We start from the raw sequence: 14,439 nt of genomic DNA, 5'->3' as shown, positions 1-14,439 counted from the left end.
AAGATTATTCCGCTTGCCCCTTGCGTTTCTTCACCTTCCAATGGCGGGTGTTATAGATAAACTCGGGCAGCAGTTTGGTGAGCCAGGCAACCGTCGCCCAGCGTTTGGTGACATAGACCCGGCGCTTGCCTTTTTGCAGGGCGCGGATGATTTGCCCGGCAACCACATCTACGGGGGATAGCCATAGCCTGCTCTGCTGCAGCGCGGCCTTATCCAACAAACCCAACTGAATATCCGTGATGGTGATCGGTAGCTTGAGCCTTTGGGCATGCATGGACAGCCCCTCGAGATAGTTCATCCCAAAGGCTTTGGAGGCATGAAAGGCTACGCTGGGACCACCGCGAAGACCGGCAATGGAGTTGATAGCCGCAAGCTGGCCATAACCCTGCTCGCGAAACAGCCTGAAAGCTGTGTTGCAAACGGCGGCAAAGCCACGGACATTGACACTGATGATCTCATCTTCCAACTGCCAAGGCAGATCCGGGTGATAGGAGTTGAGTCCGGTATTGACCAACACCAGATGTGCACCCCCCAACTGTTGCCAAATCTGTTCCAGCTCGGCTATCAGGGTTTGTGGTTTATCTATGTCCAGGCCAAACACCTGAGCCTCGGTTGCCAGGGTGGCGGCAAACTCTTTCAATGAGTCGGGATCCTGTGCCAGCAATGCCAGTTTAGTGCCTTCATCGGCCAGGCGGCGGGCTATTTCACGGCTGAGGAGTGAGCTGGCGCCCACAATAATCGCAGTTGCTTGTGTCATAAGGATATTTGAACTCAAAAATGGAGTCCTATGATAGGATTATCCTCCCAGGTTCTCAATGATTAAACTTGGATGTATAGACATCCAGAAGTCTTTGTGTATGATTAGGAGCTAGCAATGAAAATGACAGGCAACTGGCTACGACTGCCAATGATGGCGGCTGTAGCAGGAATGATGGCACTCACAGGTTGTGCGACCCCGAATGCCACAGTCGAAATTGATGGCGATGTCTGGTACCGCGAACGTATTGCCCTGCCACCGGAAGCCGTGCTGACGGTTCAGGTTCAGGACGTTTCCAAGGCGGATGCTCCGGCAGAAGTGCTGGCGGTTATTCAGCGCGACAGCGTGACCAGCCCAACGCCTTTTAAGTTTATTCTTGCCCGGGATCAGTTCCAGAGTGGCCATAGCTACAGTGTCAGTGCCAGGATCACTCTCAAGGATGACTTACTCTTTATCAATACCCAGGCTTATCTTGTCGATATCGACAAGGCTGAGCCGGTATCAGTCATGGTGCAAAAGGTAGGGCGCTAACAGGTATACCAAGCCAAGCGCCTTGCCCTGGATAGTTCAGGAGAGGCGCTTTTATGCCCGTAAGAATACCCGATAACCTGCCAGCCGCCGGCGTTCTTGAGTCGGAGAATATCTTCGTTATGTCCGAGAGCCGGGCGGCGATGCAGGATATACGGCCGATGAAGGTGTTGATCCTCAATCTGATGCCCAACAAGATTGAGACAGAAACCCAGTTGCTGCGGCTGTTGGGCAATACTCCGTTGCAGGTGGATATCGACCTGCTGAGGATCCACGACAAAGAGTCGAAACATACACCGACCGATCATCTCAATACCTTTTACCGTGACTTTGAAGATGTGCGCCATCGCAACTATGACGGCCTGATCATCACTGGCGCCCCCCTGGGACAGCTGGATTTCGAGGAGGTCACTTATTGGGATCATATCCGCGAGATTATCGATTGGTCACAGGAGCATGTTACCTCGGTACTGTTTCTCTGCTGGGCGGCCCACGCCGGTTTTTATCACCTGTATCAACTCGAGCGCAAGATCCTTGCTGAAAAATGCTCCGGGGTTTATCAGCACAGGCGTATTCGCGCCCATGTGCCCTTGCTGCGCGGCTTTGATGATGAGTTTTATGCTCCGCACTCCCGCTATGCCCAAATGGATGTGGACGAGCTTAAGGCGCATCCCGAACTGACAGTGCTGGCCGAGTCGGACCAAGCCGGTGCCTATCTGGTGATCAGTAAGGACAATCGCAACCTGTTTGTGATGGGGCATCCAGAGTATCGCAAGTCGACCCTTAAAGATGAGTACCAAAGAGATCTGGCGGCCGGGTTGGCGCCCAAGATCCCGCAAAACTACTTCCGCAACGATGACCCAGAGGCTGAAGCTATTGCCCGTTGGTATAGTCACGGTAGTCTGTTGGTGAGCAACTGGCTCAACTATTATGTCTACCAGTTGACCCCTTATGACTTATCGGATCTCAGTGCTATTACGCCCTGGGAACAGAGTGGCTGAGCCCGTAACGCCAAATGTTTTGTTGGCGGGAGTCGCAGTCTTGTGATTCCTGTCGCCTAAGTCCTAAAGGGCTTAGCTCATATCAAGCCAGATGGCGTCGGCCTCTACTGCTTATGCTTCCTCAAACTGGTACTTCCTTCCCTAACCTTTTCTAAGCCGTAGTGTTTTGGCTTTCTTTCAGGGCACAAGCTGTCATCCTGCTGTAAATCCTCCCTGACAAAAATACCTATAAACAGAGCCTGTATTAGACTAATTAGTACTTGCCTTACGTTCGCGTAAACGTCAAAGTGGCAGCAATAGAGTGCAAATTTGCTGCACCTAACACCGCCGGCCTGCTGTTGGGCCGGTGTTTGGGTGCCCAACAAGGGAGTCAACAATGAGTCGTCCTCAGGACATTGTTATCGTCGCCGCCAAACGAACTGCCATGGGCGGTTTTCAGGGCTGTCTTTCCACTGTGCCTTCTCCTCAGCTGGCGGCTTTCAGCATCAAGGCCTTGATGGAAACTACAGGAGTGAAGGGCGAACAGGTCGATGAAGTGCTGATGGGATGTGTATTGCCGGCTGGTCTGGGGCAGGCCCCTGCCAGACAGGCGGTTTTGGGGGCAGGTTTGCCCCAGTCTGTTGGCGCAACCACAGTCAACAAGGTGTGCGGCTCGGGGATGAAAACCGTGATGCTGGCGCACGATCTTATCAAGGCCGGCAGTGCCAATATTGTGATTGCCGGTGGTATGGAGAGCATGAGTCAGGCGCCGTATCTGCTGGATAAGGCTCGCGGCGGCATGCGTATGGGCCATGGTAAGGTGCTGGATCATATGTTCCTCGATGGGCTGGAAGATGCCTACACAGGTGGCGCCATGGGAACTTTCGCCCAGAAAACTGCCGACGATTTTGGCCTGACCCGGGAAGCCATGGACGCCTTCGCCCTGAGCTCACTGGAAAAAGCCAATGCAGCCATCACCTCAGGTGCTTTCAAGGAGGAGATAGTTCCGGTAACCGTAAGCAGCCGCCGCGGCGATACTCTGATTGATACCGATGAGCAGCCCGGCAATGCCCGTCCTGACAAGATCCCGGCGCTACGGCCCGCTTTTGCCAAAGACGGCACCATTACCGCCGCCAACTCCAGTTCGATTTCCGACGGTGCCGCCAGTTTGATGCTGATGAGCCGTGAGCAGGCCGAAAACCTGGGGCTGGCAGTGATGGCCACCATCAAGGGCCACGCTACCCATTCCCAAGAGCCGGCCATGTTTACCACGGCGCCCGTGGGCGCCATGCAAAAACTCTTGGCACAGACCGGCTGGAGCAAGGATGAGGTCGACCTTTTCGAAATCAACGAAGCCTTCGCCATGGTGACCATGTTGGCCATCAGTGAGTTGGGGCTGGATGCCGCCAAGGTCAACGTCAATGGCGGTGCCTGTGCGCTCGGTCATCCGATAGGTTGCTCCGGCGCCCGTCTGCTGGTGACTCTTGTTCATGCGCTCAAGGCCCGAGGCCTCAAACGTGGCATGGCATCGCTGTGCATAGGTGGCGGTGAAGCCACTGCCATGGCGATTGAGATCTGATATCCAGTCGGCCGCGGCAGCGGCCGGCAACAAATTGAAGCAATCAACAAGATAGGAAACGGCGTCATCAAAAAGCAGCCACAAGAGCTGTTGCCGCGCCGTTCCACTACTTACAAGGAATTCTTATGAGCACACAAGTCAAGCACTACATAGATGGCGAATTCGTCAACGGTTCCGGCAGCAAGCAGATCAATGTCACCAACCCGGCCAACAATGAAACCATCGCCTTTATCAACTGTGCGACCCAGCCGGAAGTTGAGCGCGCCATCGCCAGCGCCAAGGAAGCCTTCAAGAGCTGGAAGGAAGTGGCCGTTTCCGAACGCGCTCGGGTGATGCTGCGCTATCAACACCTTTTGAAAGAACACCATGACGAGCTGGCCACCATTTTGGCCCAGGAAACGGGTAAAACCTTTGAAGATGCCAAGGGTGATGTCTGGCGCGGCATTGAAGTGGCCGAGCATGCCTGCAACATCGCCTCCTTGCTGATGGGTGAAACGGTTGAGAACGTGGCCCGCAGCATAGATACCTACTCCTACACTCAGCCGCTGGGTGTCTGCGCCGGGATTACGCCATTCAACTTCCCGGCGATGATCCCGCTGTGGATGTTCCCGCTGGCTATCGCCTGCGGCAACACCTTCGTTCTCAAGCCGTCCGAGCAGGACCCAATGACGCCGCAGCGTCTGGTGGAGCTGTTTGAACAGGCCGGTGCTCCCAAGGGCGTGCTGCAGCTGGTTCACGGTGACAAAACGGCGGTTGATGTACTGCTGTCTCATCCGGATATCAAGGCGATTTCCTTTGTGGGTTCTGTGGGTGTGGGTCAGTACATCTACAAGACAGGCACTGACAACCTCAAGCGGGTGCAGGCCTTTGCCGGGGCCAAGAACCACTGCGTGATCATGCCTGATGCCAACAAGCAACAAGTGATCAATAACCTGGTGGGCGCCTCGGTTGGCGCTGCCGGTCAACGCTGTATGGCGCTGTCGGTCGCTGTGTTTGTCGGCGCCGCCAAAGAGTGGATCCCTGAGCTGAAAGAAGCCCTGTCCAAGGTGCGTCCCGGTCTTTGGGATGACAAGGAAGCCGGTTACGGCCCGCTCATTAGCCCGGCCGCCAAAGAGCGGGTGCTCAAACTGATCGCCGAGGGCAAGGCCGAAGGCGCCGAGTGTCTGCTCGATGGTTCCGACTGCACCGTACCCGGTTATGAGTCAGGCAACTGGGTTGGCCCGACCATGTTCGACAAGGTAACCACGGACATGAGCATCTACAAGGAAGAGATCTTCGGCCCCGTGCTCTGCTGTATGGAAGCCGAGTCGCTGGAAGATGCCATTGAGTTGGTTAACGCCAGCCCTTACGGCAACGGCACCTCTATCTTTACCGCCAGTGGCGCCGCGGCGCGTAAGTATCAGCATGAAATTGAAGTGGGTCAGGTGGGGATCAACGTGCCCATTCCAGTGCCGCTGCCATTTTTCTCTTTCACGGGTTGGAAGGGCAGCTTCTACGGCGATCAGCACGCCTACGGCAAGCAGGCGGTGCGTTTCTACACAGAGACCAAGACCATCACCAGCCGTTGGTTCGAGTCTGATATCGCCTCTGGTCCCAATATGACTATCGCCCTCAAGTAACAGTGTGAGCCCAAGGGCACCGGCAATGGCCGGTGCCCCTTTTTAATCGCAACAGTAAATAACAAGAGATCCGGCATCACCGGATCACCGCAAGACGCAGAGATCTGCGCACAGGAGTCAAGCATGGATTTCAATCTCAACGAAGATCAGCGCCAATTCGCCGAGCTGGCCCGCCAGTTTGCCGCCGATGAACTGGCCCCATTTGCCGCCAAATGGGATGAGGAGCATCACTTTCCCAAAGACGTGATCCAAAGAGCCGGGGAGCTGGGATTCTGTTCACTCTATTCTCCCGAGTCTGAAGGCGGCATGGGCCTGTCGCGTCTGGATGCCTCGATTATTTTTGAAGAGCTGGCCAAGGGCTGTACTGCCACCACAGCCATGCTGACCATTCACAACATGGCTACCTGGATGGTGACAACCTGGGGCCAGCAAAGTCTGCGGGCCGAGTGGTCTGAAGCGCTGACCACAGGCAGCAAGCTGGCTTCTTACTGCCTGACCGAGCCAGGTTCAGGCAGTGACGCCGCTTCACTTGCCACTCGCGCCGAGCGCGACGGCGATGAGTATGTGATTAACGGCTCCAAGATGTTTATCTCAGGTGCCGGCGCCACCGAGCTTTTGGTGGTGATGTGCCGCACCGGTGAGGCCGGCCCCAAGGGCATTTCGGCCATTGCCATCCCGGCTGATGCCAAGGGCGTTATCTACGGCAAGGCCGAGGACAAGATGGGCTGGAACGCCCAGCCAACCAGACTCATTACTTTTGAAAACGTGCGGGTGCCGGTCAATCATCTGTTGGGTGAGGAAGGCCAGGGCTTTACCTTCGCCATGAAGGGCCTGGATGGCGGCCGCATCAATATCGCCACCTGCTCTGTAGGTACCGCTCAGGCTGCACTTGAGCGCGCCACTGAATATATGCATGAGCGCAAGCAGTTCGGCAAACCACTGGCCGCCTTCCAGGCGCTGCAGTTCAAGCTGGCCGACATGGCCACAGAACTGGTCGCCGCGCGGCAGATGGTGCGTCTGGCGGCATTTAAGCTGGACAGCGGCGATCCCGAAGCCACGGCTTATTGCGCCATGGCCAAGCGTTTTGCCACAGATATAGGGTTTGCCGTGTGTGACAGCGCGCTGCAAATTCACGGTGGTTACGGCTACATCCGCGAATACCCACTGGAGCGACATTTCCGTGATGTACGGGTACACCAGATCCTGGAAGGAACCAATGAGATTATGCGCCTTATCATCGCCCGCCGCCTGCTGGATGAGCATGCCGGCGAGATCCTCTAAGGCCAAACCCATTTAACCGAATTGCAAGGAGTCATTCATGTCTTTTTTGATTGAGCATATCGAAGGCCACACGGCTGTTCTGACCATCAACAATCCACCGGCCAACACCTGGACGGCCGAGAGCCTCAATGAACTGCGCCTCAAGGTGGAAGAGCTCAACAATGATCCCGATATCTATGCCTTGGTACTGACAGGGGAAGGGGAGAAATTCTTCTCGGCCGGCGCCGATCTCAAGCTGTTTGCCGATGGTGATAAAGGCAATGCCGCCACCATGGCACGCTATTTTGGCGAAGCATTTGAAACCTTGAGCGCCTTTCGCGGTGTGTCTATTGCCGCCATCAACGGCTATGCCATGGGCGGCGGTTTGGAAGTGGCACTGGCCTGTGATATCCGTATCGCCGAAGAGCAGGCGCAGCTGGCATTACCCGAGGCCACAGTCGGCCTGCTGCCTTGCGCCGGCGGCACCCAGAATCTGACCGCTCTGGTCGGTGAAGGCTGGGCCAAGCGGATGATCCTTTGCGGTGAGCGAATCGATGCCGCCAAGGCCCGTGAGATTGGCCTGGTCGAAGAAGTAGTTGGTAAGGGTGAGGCCCTGAGTGCCGCCATTGCGCTGGCGACCAAGGCCGCCAAGCAGAGCCCATCGAGCGTGACCGTTTGCAAGCAGTTGATCCAGGCCGGACGTAATATGCCAAGAGCTCAGGCGCTGCCGCTGGAACGTGAGCTGTTTGTGGCTCTGTTTGACACCCAAGATCAGAAAGAAGGGGTCAATGCCTTCCTGGAGAAGCGCGCAGCCAACTGGAAAAACGCATAAGGAGGGCGCTGATATGAGTCATGAAGTGGTATTTCAGACCCTGGGAACCGCCAGCGGCAAGTTGATTGGTGTGGCGACACTCAATGTGGAAAAAGCACTCAATGCACTGAATCTCAACATGGTGCGTTTGCTGGCCAAGCAGTTGGCTGCCTGGAAACAGGATGAGCAGATTGCCTGCGTGATCCTTGACGGCAGCGGCGATAAAGCCTTCTGCGCCGGTGGAGATGTGCGGGCGCTGTATCAGGCGCAGCAGGCCAATCCCGGCAGTTACACCCAGGAAGCCCGGGTGTTTTTCGAAGAGGAGTATCGGCTCGACTTTCAGCTGCACACCTTCGGCAAGCCTGTATTGGTTTGGGGCGACGGCATAGTGATGGGGGGTGGTCTGGGGCTGATGATAGGTGCCAGCCACAGGGTGTTGACCGAGCGCTCGCGCATTGCCATGCCTGAGGTCACCATAGGCCTTTACCCGGATGTCGGCGGCAGCTATTTTCTCGGCCGCATGCCGGGCAAGACTGGGCTGTTTCTCGGCCTGACCGCCTACAATATGAATGCGGCCGATGCCCGTTATACAGGCATTGGCAATCATTTTCTGGCCTCAACGGATAAAGAGCGCATGCTCGATGCCATGGCGACGGTGAACTGGGGCAATAACACCAGTCTCAACCAGCAGAAGCTGCACGATCTGCTCAATGAACTGGAAACCCAGAGTGAAGAGCGTCCCGGCAGCAGTCGCTTGAAGGGCCATCAGGCCCAGATTGATGAGCTGATGACCGGAGATATGGCCGACATTCTCGCCAAGATGCAGGCCCTGGAAACCCAAGAGAGCTGGTTGCAGCGCGCCCGTGACACCATGCTGAGCGGCAGCCCGCTTAGCTGGGCGCTGGCCTACGAGCAGTCAAGGCTTGGGACTGACATGAGCCTGGCGGATTGTTTCCGCTTCGAGCTGGGTCTCAGCCTCAACTGCTGCGCCATAGGTGATTTTTGTGAGGGTGTCAGGGCGCTGCTTATCGACAAGGACCGTAATCCCAGCTGGCGTTACGGCAAGGGCAAGATAGCACCGCAAGAAGCGGTATCTGCCTTGCTCGAGTCGCCATTTGAACATGAACACCCATTGGCCGATCTGTAACAGATGCCGGCAAACAAGATTCCAACAGGGAGAGCAAACAGATGACAACAGTGGCTTTTATTGGTTTGGGCAACATGGGTGGGCCGATGGCGGTCAACCTGATCAAGGCCGGGATGACTGTTCGGGTATTCGATCTGGTGCCGACGGCGATGCAGAGCCTGGCAGAGCAGGGGGCTATAACGGCCCAGAGCGCCTGTGGCGCAGCGGCGGGTGCCGATGTGGTGGTAACCATGTTGCCGGCCGGCAAGCATGTTCGTAGCCTGTACCTCGGCAGCGAGCAGCAGCAAGGGCTGCTGGATGTTGTGGTCGAGGGGACCTTACTTATCGATTCATCGACCATAGATGCCGACAGCGCCCGCACTGTGGCGGCTGCGGCGGCCGCCAAAGGGCTTGAGTTTGTTGATGCGCCGGTTTCCGGTGGCACCGCCGGGGCCGCGGCCGGTACGCTGACCTTTATCTGCGGCGGCAGCGACGCAGGTTTTGCCAAGGCCAAACCCGTTCTCGAGTGTATGGGCGCCAATATTTTCCATGCAGGCAGTGCCGGCGCCGGTCAGGTTGCCAAAATCTGCAACAACATGCTGTTGTCTGTCTTGATGGTAGGTACCAGCGAGGCACTGAGTCTGGGGATAGATAATGGTTTGGATCCCAAGGTGCTGTCAGATATCATGAAAGTTTCGAGCGGCGGCAACTGGACCTTGGAGAAATACAACCCCTGTCCCGGGGTGATGCCAAGCGTGCCATCGTCCAATGACTATCAGGGCGGGTTTATGGTGGATCTTATGGTCAAGGATCTCGGCCTGTCCCAGGAAGCAGCGCTGTCCAGCCAGTCGAGCACCCCTATGGGCGCACTGGCGCGCAGCCTCTATGTCAATCATGCCCGCAAAGGCAATGGTCGTCGCGATTTTTCCAGTATTTTTGAACAATTCAAGCAAGAGAAATAAGGATAACCCAATGGATGTAAAAGGTAAGGTAGTCGCCATCACAGGTGGAGCCGGTGGACTGGGTCTGGCCATGGCGCAGGAGCTGGCCGCTGCCGGTGCCCGTCTGGCGCTGATCGATGTGGATCAGGACCGTCTGGAGCAAGCCTGTGCCCTGATGGGCGAGACCGAAGTTCAGGGTTATGCGGTGGACATCACGGATGAAGAAGATGTGATGGCAACCTTTCAGTACATTCTGGAAGATTTTGGTCAGCTCAATGTGCTGGTAAACAACGCGGGTATTTTGCGTGACGGCATGCTGATCAAAGCCAAAGAGGGCCAGGTGACAGACCGTATGTCGCTGGAGCAGTTCCAGTCGGTCATCAATGTAAACCTAAGCGGCAGTTTCCTCTGTGGCCGTGAAGCCGCCGCCGCCATGATAAGCTCTGGTCAGGAAGGGGTGATCATCAATATCTCCAGCCTGGCTCGGGCCGGCAATGTGGGGCAGAGCAACTATGCTGCCTCCAAGGCCGGTGTCGCTGCCATGGCGGTGGGCTGGGCCAAAGAGTTGGCACGCTACAAGATCAGGTCCGCCGCTGTTGCCCCCGGGGTTATTGCCACCGAAATGACCGCCGCCATGAAACCGGAAGCGCTGGAGCGCCTGGAGAAAATGGTGCCGGTCGGCCGTCTGGGTGACGCCGCTGAAATCGCCTCGACAGTTAAATTCATCATTGAAAACGACTATGTCAATGGCCGGGTATTTGAAATTGACGGCGGTATCCGCCTGTAATTCAATGCTTTGATATCAAGGCGAAAATAGATATCATCCCTGTTCTTTACTGCGTTTCAAACAAGGACAGGGATGATGTTTTCTTCCACCAGGCAGGTTTCCTTTAACCCTCTATTGTTGTCAACCACGCTAGTGCTGACTGCTTCGCTCTCCTGTGCTCTTGTCGGCTCACAAGCCAATGCCAGCCAAACCAATGCCAGCCAAACCTTACACACTACTCAGACAGTTCAACCCAGTGAAGCCAAAGCTGCCATACGTCACGAGGAAGGGCGGCAGATTTATGCCGAGCAGATGGAAGGAAAACTGCTCGCCAAAGACGGCCAGAGCTTGCCAGAGGGCGTTGCGCCCAAGACGTTGCTCGATTGGTTGGCACCGGGACGTTCCCCGGACTTGTTGGCAAGCATAGGCGCCAAACCTTGGGGCAACCAGGGCCTGTATCTGGGCTATGCCTGTGTGGTTGCCGAAGGATCGGATCTTAAATATACAGATGGCAGCGATCTTTGCAGTGAGAACTTTGCCGAGCGTCAGACCCATGATTTTTACTTTGGCGTATTTAAGCTGGAGCAGGGGAACTTCCAAGCTGTTGCTACCCACGATGGCCCACTCAATACCCCGGTCAACTGGAACTACTCCAATCTGGAGAGCACAGTGGATGGCGGTTCTGATACAGTACCTCAATCGGTCAAAAAGCTGGATCTGGCACCCTATAAGGTCAGTGACCAGTTAACCGCCATAGGGATCCGAGTTGGTTTCAGTGAAGGCTTTTCCGGTGGCGGTGCCTTCTATGAAGCGCTGCAGCTCTATGTAATCGATGGCGATAAGCTGGTGAATATCTTCTCTGAACCCATGTATTTCTATAAAGATCTGGCCGGTGAGCGGGATGAAACCGGCGTCCGCGCCCGGGTTATTGATGAAGGCAAAAATCTGCTACAGCTTCTTGGGCGTAAACATCAGGGATACTATGATCTGCGCCTGAAAAATGTCGACAATGGCAGCAAAGTGGACTTTCGTTGGTCCAGGGATGCCGGGCGTTATTTGTCCAAAAATGGCGGTTGAGCCGCGCCCAAGTCTCTCAAAAGTTATCATTCTGCAATCCGGGGTGTCAGATACTTGTCCGCTTTGTATCACAGACGTTGACAATTCTTGTCCCGGATTGAACAATTCCCCTACTAAAAGGTAAAAGCACCAGAGGTATAAACACTCACCCATGCATTGGCTGGAGAAACAAATCAAGCGCCTGCTTTTACTGGTGGGAGTCGTGGGGGTCATGGTAATCTACTTCGGATTCTTCTACCTGCTTCTCAGCGGTCGCTCCACAGAACCCATCACCTGGTACTATTTGCTTTCACCTTGGATCTGCATCTTTTTTGGATTATCCAGTTTGCAGCAGTACAGGGTTTTGCAGTGGTTCTGTGCCAGATACAAAAAATAAGAAAAACCAAGAAAACACAAGACTTAAGTTGTAGTAGTTTCAGCCTGCCCCTGGGCAGGTGTTGGGGGAAACGAAACCATGATTTTCAATCCCGGAAAGCGAATTCTGGCCGTAGCGCTGATGGCTTCAGTGTTGCAGGGTTGCGGTCAACCTGCGCAGGAGCAAGAAGCCCCTGCCAACAATGAACAGAGGATTAGCGCCGCTTATGGCAGCTGGGTCTCACCTTTGGGAGCCGCCGAAGTCTACGGCAGTGCCTCGGCAATAGGTGAGCTGCAGAGTGTCGGTGATGCGATTTATTTCTCGGAATCCAGCCCGGCCGAAGGTGGCAAGGTGGGGATCAAGCGTCTCGAAAAAGACGGCAGCATTACCAGTGTGGTGGCGCCGGCCTTTGGTATTGGCAGCCGCGTTCATGAATATGGCGGAGGCGACTTTCTCGGCATAGGCCAGAGCCTGTTTGTCACCAAGGGGCAGGATCAGCTGTTTTACCGGATAGCGCCCAATCAGGAGGCGCTGGCACTGACACCCAATGGCACCCGTCACGGCGACTGTATCTCTTATCCCAAGGGCTCACGGATTATCTGTGTCCGGGAAGATCATCGCCAACCGGGAGAGCCCAAGGCCAGTTTGGTGACCATTAACCTGAATTTCTCCGGTGAAGGGGATATCTTCGTCGATGGTCACGACTTTATCAGTTCTCCGGCAATTAATGCCGACAATACACAGCTTGCCTGGATCACCTGGGAACACCCCAATATGCCTTGGGATAATACCCAGTTGTGGCTTGGGGATCTCAACCGCAAGGGGCAGTTGACCAATATTCGCCAAATCGCCCCTGAGCGAAAGGGCGCACTGATGCAACCCCTGTTCAGCCCTGGCGGTGTGCTCTACTTTATTGCCGACTATGACAACTGGTGGAACCTGTATCGGCTGGATGCCAACGGCAGTATCGAGCAGGTTACTCAACTCAAGGCTGAAATCGGCGGCCCTGCCTGGAAGCTGGGCCAGCATGCTTACGCCTTTGAGAATGAAAACACCCTGATAGCCAGCTTCAACAAGGAAGGCGATGCCGGATTGCTGCGACTGGATCTGCAGACTGGGGTCATTGAACCTTTGGCCGCCGACTTTGCCGATATCAGGCAGGTGGTGCAAGGAGCCGACGGGGTTTATTTTGTTGGCAATAGGCCAACACCCGAGCGTGGCATCTACAAGGTTTCCGGCCGCGGTACAGAGCTTGTGTACGCCCCGGAGATCAGCGGATTGGATCCCAAATATATCTCCCGCGCCATCAATGTGGAGTTCACCACCAAGGGGGGAGACAAGGCTCACGGCTATTTTTATCCGCCGGTAAATGGTGACTACCAACCCCTGCCGGACACCCGACCGCCGCTGCTGATGATGTTGCATGGTGGCCCGACCGCCAAGGCCAACCGGGCTTACAGCAGCGCCATTCAGTACTGGACCAGTCGCGGCTTTGCCGTGTTTGAGCTCAATTACCGCGGCAGTACCGGCTTTGGTCGCCAATATCGCCAAAGCCTCTATGGCAACTGGGGCAAGGCAGATGTTGAGGATGCCGTCTGGGCCGCAGGATTTTTAGTTGACCAAGGCTGGGTCAGTGCTGACAAACTGGCGATTCGCGGCGGCAGTGCCGGTGGCTTGAGCGTGCTTTCGGCCTTGGCCTTCTATGACAAGTTCAAGGCCGGGGTGAGCTATTTCGGGATCAGTGATATCGAGGTGCTGGGCAAGGAAACCCATAAGTTTGAGTCAAGATACCTGGATCAACTGATAGGCCCTTACCCCAAAATGAAGGCTGTATATCGTGAACGCTCGCCCCTGTATCATCTGCAGGGATTCAATGAGCCTTTGCTGCTGTTGCAAGGGCTCGAAGATAAGGTGGTGCCACCGAATCAGTCGCAGCATATCTTCAAGGCGCTGAAAGACAAGGGCGTTCCCACGGCGTTTATCGGCTTTGAGGGGGAGGGGCACGGCTTTCGCCAGCCCCACAACAAGATACTGGCATTGGAGTCAGAGCTGGTGTTCTACGGCATGGTGTTTGATTTCACCCCGGCGGGCACGCTGCCGGCACTGAAGCTGGACAATGCCGCAGCCTTGGCGCGGCCCGGGCAGCAAGCCAAATTGCCTGAGTGACAACTTCAGGCCTGTTTGGCTTCGCTGGACAGGCCATCTATGATGGCGCATTCAGACTGGCTGCCACCGCGGCATTGAGATACCAGCTCGCTCAGTTGGGCATGCAGTGAGGCCAGTCTGGTCATCTTTTCTTCCAGCGCCTGCAGGTGCCCCTTGGCCAGGCGTTTGACATCCTCGGCGCAGCGTTTGGGATTGTGTTTCAGTTGCAACAGATCCCGGCATTCATCCAAGGTAAAGCCCAGCTCGCGGCAGTGCTGCAAAAACTTGAGCGCCTCGATGTCGGCTGCCCGATACTCACGATACCCGTTGTCGCCTCTATGGGCCTCAACCAAGCCTATGTCATGGTAATAGCGGATACTCTTGATACTCAGGCCTGTTGCCTTGGCCACTTCGCCTATTTTCATCGTCAAACTCCCGCTTTCTGCCGTATTTGGACTATTGTGGGCAATTTTGTCGCGCCGCAAGCGCATTGTT

General features: G+C 55.6%; 14 protein-coding genes. 12 read left to right on the top strand and 2 right to left on the bottom strand.

The genetic code is table 11. From position 1 onward, the window contains the following. Positions 1-4 precede the first annotated feature (4 nt). On the bottom strand, positions 5-757 hold the full coding sequence (locus ON072_RS02270; RefSeq protein WP_044734178.1) for an SDR family NAD(P)-dependent oxidoreductase: 753 nt from the start codon (positions 755-757) through the stop codon (positions 5-7). Between the two features lie 117 nt (positions 758-874). Between ON072_RS02270 and ON072_RS02265 the strand changes: the two genes are divergently transcribed. The 12 genes from ON072_RS02265 (at position 875) to ON072_RS02210 (ending at position 13,965) form a co-directional block, all read left to right on the top strand. Further along, positions 875-1,288 carry a YbaY family lipoprotein gene (locus ON072_RS02265; protein ID WP_025886564.1) on the top strand — a complete coding sequence of 138 codons (414 nt, stop codon included), beginning with the start codon at positions 875-877 and terminating at the stop codon, positions 1,286-1,288. 53 nt (positions 1,289-1,341) lie between these two features. After that, a complete protein-coding gene (gene metA, locus ON072_RS02260) occupies positions 1,342-2,286 on the top strand; it encodes a homoserine O-acetyltransferase MetA (protein WP_025009783.1) in 945 nt (314 codons plus the stop codon). A 376-nt stretch (positions 2,287-2,662) separates the two neighbouring features. Continuing rightward, a complete protein-coding gene (locus ON072_RS02255; protein ID WP_144218880.1) occupies positions 2,663-3,844 on the top strand; it encodes a thiolase family protein in 1,182 nt (393 codons plus the stop codon). Positions 3,845-3,969: 125 nt separating this feature from the next. Next, positions 3,970-5,463: a CoA-acylating methylmalonate-semialdehyde dehydrogenase gene (locus ON072_RS02250; RefSeq protein WP_025009786.1), complete on the top strand. Its 1,494-nt coding sequence runs from the start codon at positions 3,970-3,972 to the stop codon at positions 5,461-5,463. A gap of 123 nt (positions 5,464-5,586) precedes the next feature. Then, the gene (locus tag ON072_RS02245) at positions 5,587-6,744 is read left to right on the top strand and encodes an acyl-CoA dehydrogenase family protein (protein ID WP_025009787.1); all 1,158 of its coding nucleotides are present in this window, start codon (positions 5,587-5,589) and stop codon (positions 6,742-6,744) included. Positions 6,745-6,781: 37 nt separating this feature from the next. Then, the gene (locus tag ON072_RS02240; RefSeq protein ID WP_096141350.1) at positions 6,782-7,555 is read left to right on the top strand and encodes an enoyl-CoA hydratase; all 774 of its coding nucleotides are present in this window, start codon (positions 6,782-6,784) and stop codon (positions 7,553-7,555) included. A gap of 13 nt (positions 7,556-7,568) precedes the next feature. Beyond that, positions 7,569-8,681 carry an enoyl-CoA hydratase/isomerase family protein gene (locus ON072_RS02235; RefSeq protein ID WP_261752756.1) on the top strand — a complete coding sequence of 371 codons (1,113 nt, stop codon included), beginning with the start codon at positions 7,569-7,571 and terminating at the stop codon, positions 8,679-8,681. 41 nt (positions 8,682-8,722) lie between these two features. Further along, positions 8,723-9,622 carry a 3-hydroxyisobutyrate dehydrogenase gene (gene mmsB / locus ON072_RS02230; protein ID WP_261752755.1) on the top strand — a complete coding sequence of 300 codons (900 nt, stop codon included), beginning with the start codon at positions 8,723-8,725 and terminating at the stop codon, positions 9,620-9,622. 10 nt (positions 9,623-9,632) lie between these two features. Continuing rightward, positions 9,633-10,388, top strand: a complete 756-nt coding sequence (locus ON072_RS02225) for an SDR family oxidoreductase (protein WP_025886571.1) — start codon at positions 9,633-9,635, stop codon at positions 10,386-10,388. A 72-nt stretch (positions 10,389-10,460) separates the two neighbouring features. Further along, entirely contained in the window at positions 10,461-11,444 is a 984-nt protein-coding gene (locus tag ON072_RS02220) for a hypothetical protein (protein ID WP_144226674.1), read from the top strand. 151 nt (positions 11,445-11,595) lie between these two features. Continuing rightward, positions 11,596-11,820, top strand: coding sequence for a hypothetical protein (locus ON072_RS02215; RefSeq protein ID WP_025009792.1), 225 nt, complete (start codon positions 11,596-11,598; stop codon positions 11,818-11,820). Positions 11,821-11,898: 78 nt separating this feature from the next. Then, entirely contained in the window at positions 11,899-13,965 is a 2,067-nt protein-coding gene (locus ON072_RS02210) for a S9 family peptidase (protein WP_375336956.1), read from the top strand. Positions 13,966-13,970: 5 nt separating this feature from the next. Here the strand turns inward: ON072_RS02210 and ON072_RS02205 are convergent, their stop codons facing one another. Continuing rightward, a complete protein-coding gene (locus ON072_RS02205; RefSeq protein WP_025009794.1) occupies positions 13,971-14,369 on the bottom strand; it encodes a MerR family transcriptional regulator in 399 nt (132 codons plus the stop codon). Positions 14,370-14,439 lie beyond the last annotated feature (70 nt).

Source organism: Shewanella sp. K8, from assembly GCF_028823715.1.
GTDB classification, from domain to species: Bacteria; Pseudomonadota; Gammaproteobacteria; order Enterobacterales; family Shewanellaceae; genus Shewanella; species Shewanella algae.
Note: the sequence above shows the minus strand (reverse complement) of the source record. Positions and strands in the feature narration are given on the sequence as shown.

Bases quoted from the DNA above. Each gene is read 5' to 3' on its own strand.
- ON072_RS02210 (WP_375336956.1), top strand. From the start codon at position 11,899: ATGATTTTCAATCCCGGAAAGCGAATTCTGGCCGTAGCGCTGATGGCT.
- ON072_RS02255 (WP_144218880.1), top strand. From the start codon at position 2,663: ATGAGTCGTCCTCAGGACATTGTTATCGTCGCCGCCAAACGAACTGCC.
- ON072_RS02205 (WP_025009794.1), bottom strand. From the start codon at position 14,369: ATGAAAATAGGCGAAGTGGCCAAGGCAACAGGCCTGAGTATCAAGAGT.
- ON072_RS02235 (WP_261752756.1), top strand. From the start codon at position 7,569: ATGAGTCATGAAGTGGTATTTCAGACCCTGGGAACCGCCAGCGGCAAG.
- ON072_RS02265 (WP_025886564.1), top strand. From the start codon at position 875: ATGAAAATGACAGGCAACTGGCTACGACTGCCAATGATGGCGGCTGTA.
- ON072_RS02245 (WP_025009787.1), top strand. From the start codon at position 5,587: ATGGATTTCAATCTCAACGAAGATCAGCGCCAATTCGCCGAGCTGGCC.
- ON072_RS02240 (WP_096141350.1), top strand. From the start codon at position 6,782: ATGTCTTTTTTGATTGAGCATATCGAAGGCCACACGGCTGTTCTGACC.
- ON072_RS02250 (WP_025009786.1), top strand. From the start codon at position 3,970: ATGAGCACACAAGTCAAGCACTACATAGATGGCGAATTCGTCAACGGT.
- metA (WP_025009783.1), top strand. From the start codon at position 1,342: ATGCCCGTAAGAATACCCGATAACCTGCCAGCCGCCGGCGTTCTTGAG.
- mmsB (WP_261752755.1), top strand. From the start codon at position 8,723: ATGACAACAGTGGCTTTTATTGGTTTGGGCAACATGGGTGGGCCGATG.
- ON072_RS02220 (WP_144226674.1), top strand. From the start codon at position 10,461: ATGATGTTTTCTTCCACCAGGCAGGTTTCCTTTAACCCTCTATTGTTG.
- ON072_RS02225 (WP_025886571.1), top strand. From the start codon at position 9,633: ATGGATGTAAAAGGTAAGGTAGTCGCCATCACAGGTGGAGCCGGTGGA.
- ON072_RS02215 (WP_025009792.1), top strand. From the start codon at position 11,596: ATGCATTGGCTGGAGAAACAAATCAAGCGCCTGCTTTTACTGGTGGGA.
- ON072_RS02270 (WP_044734178.1), bottom strand. From the start codon at position 757: ATGACACAAGCAACTGCGATTATTGTGGGCGCCAGCTCACTCCTCAGC.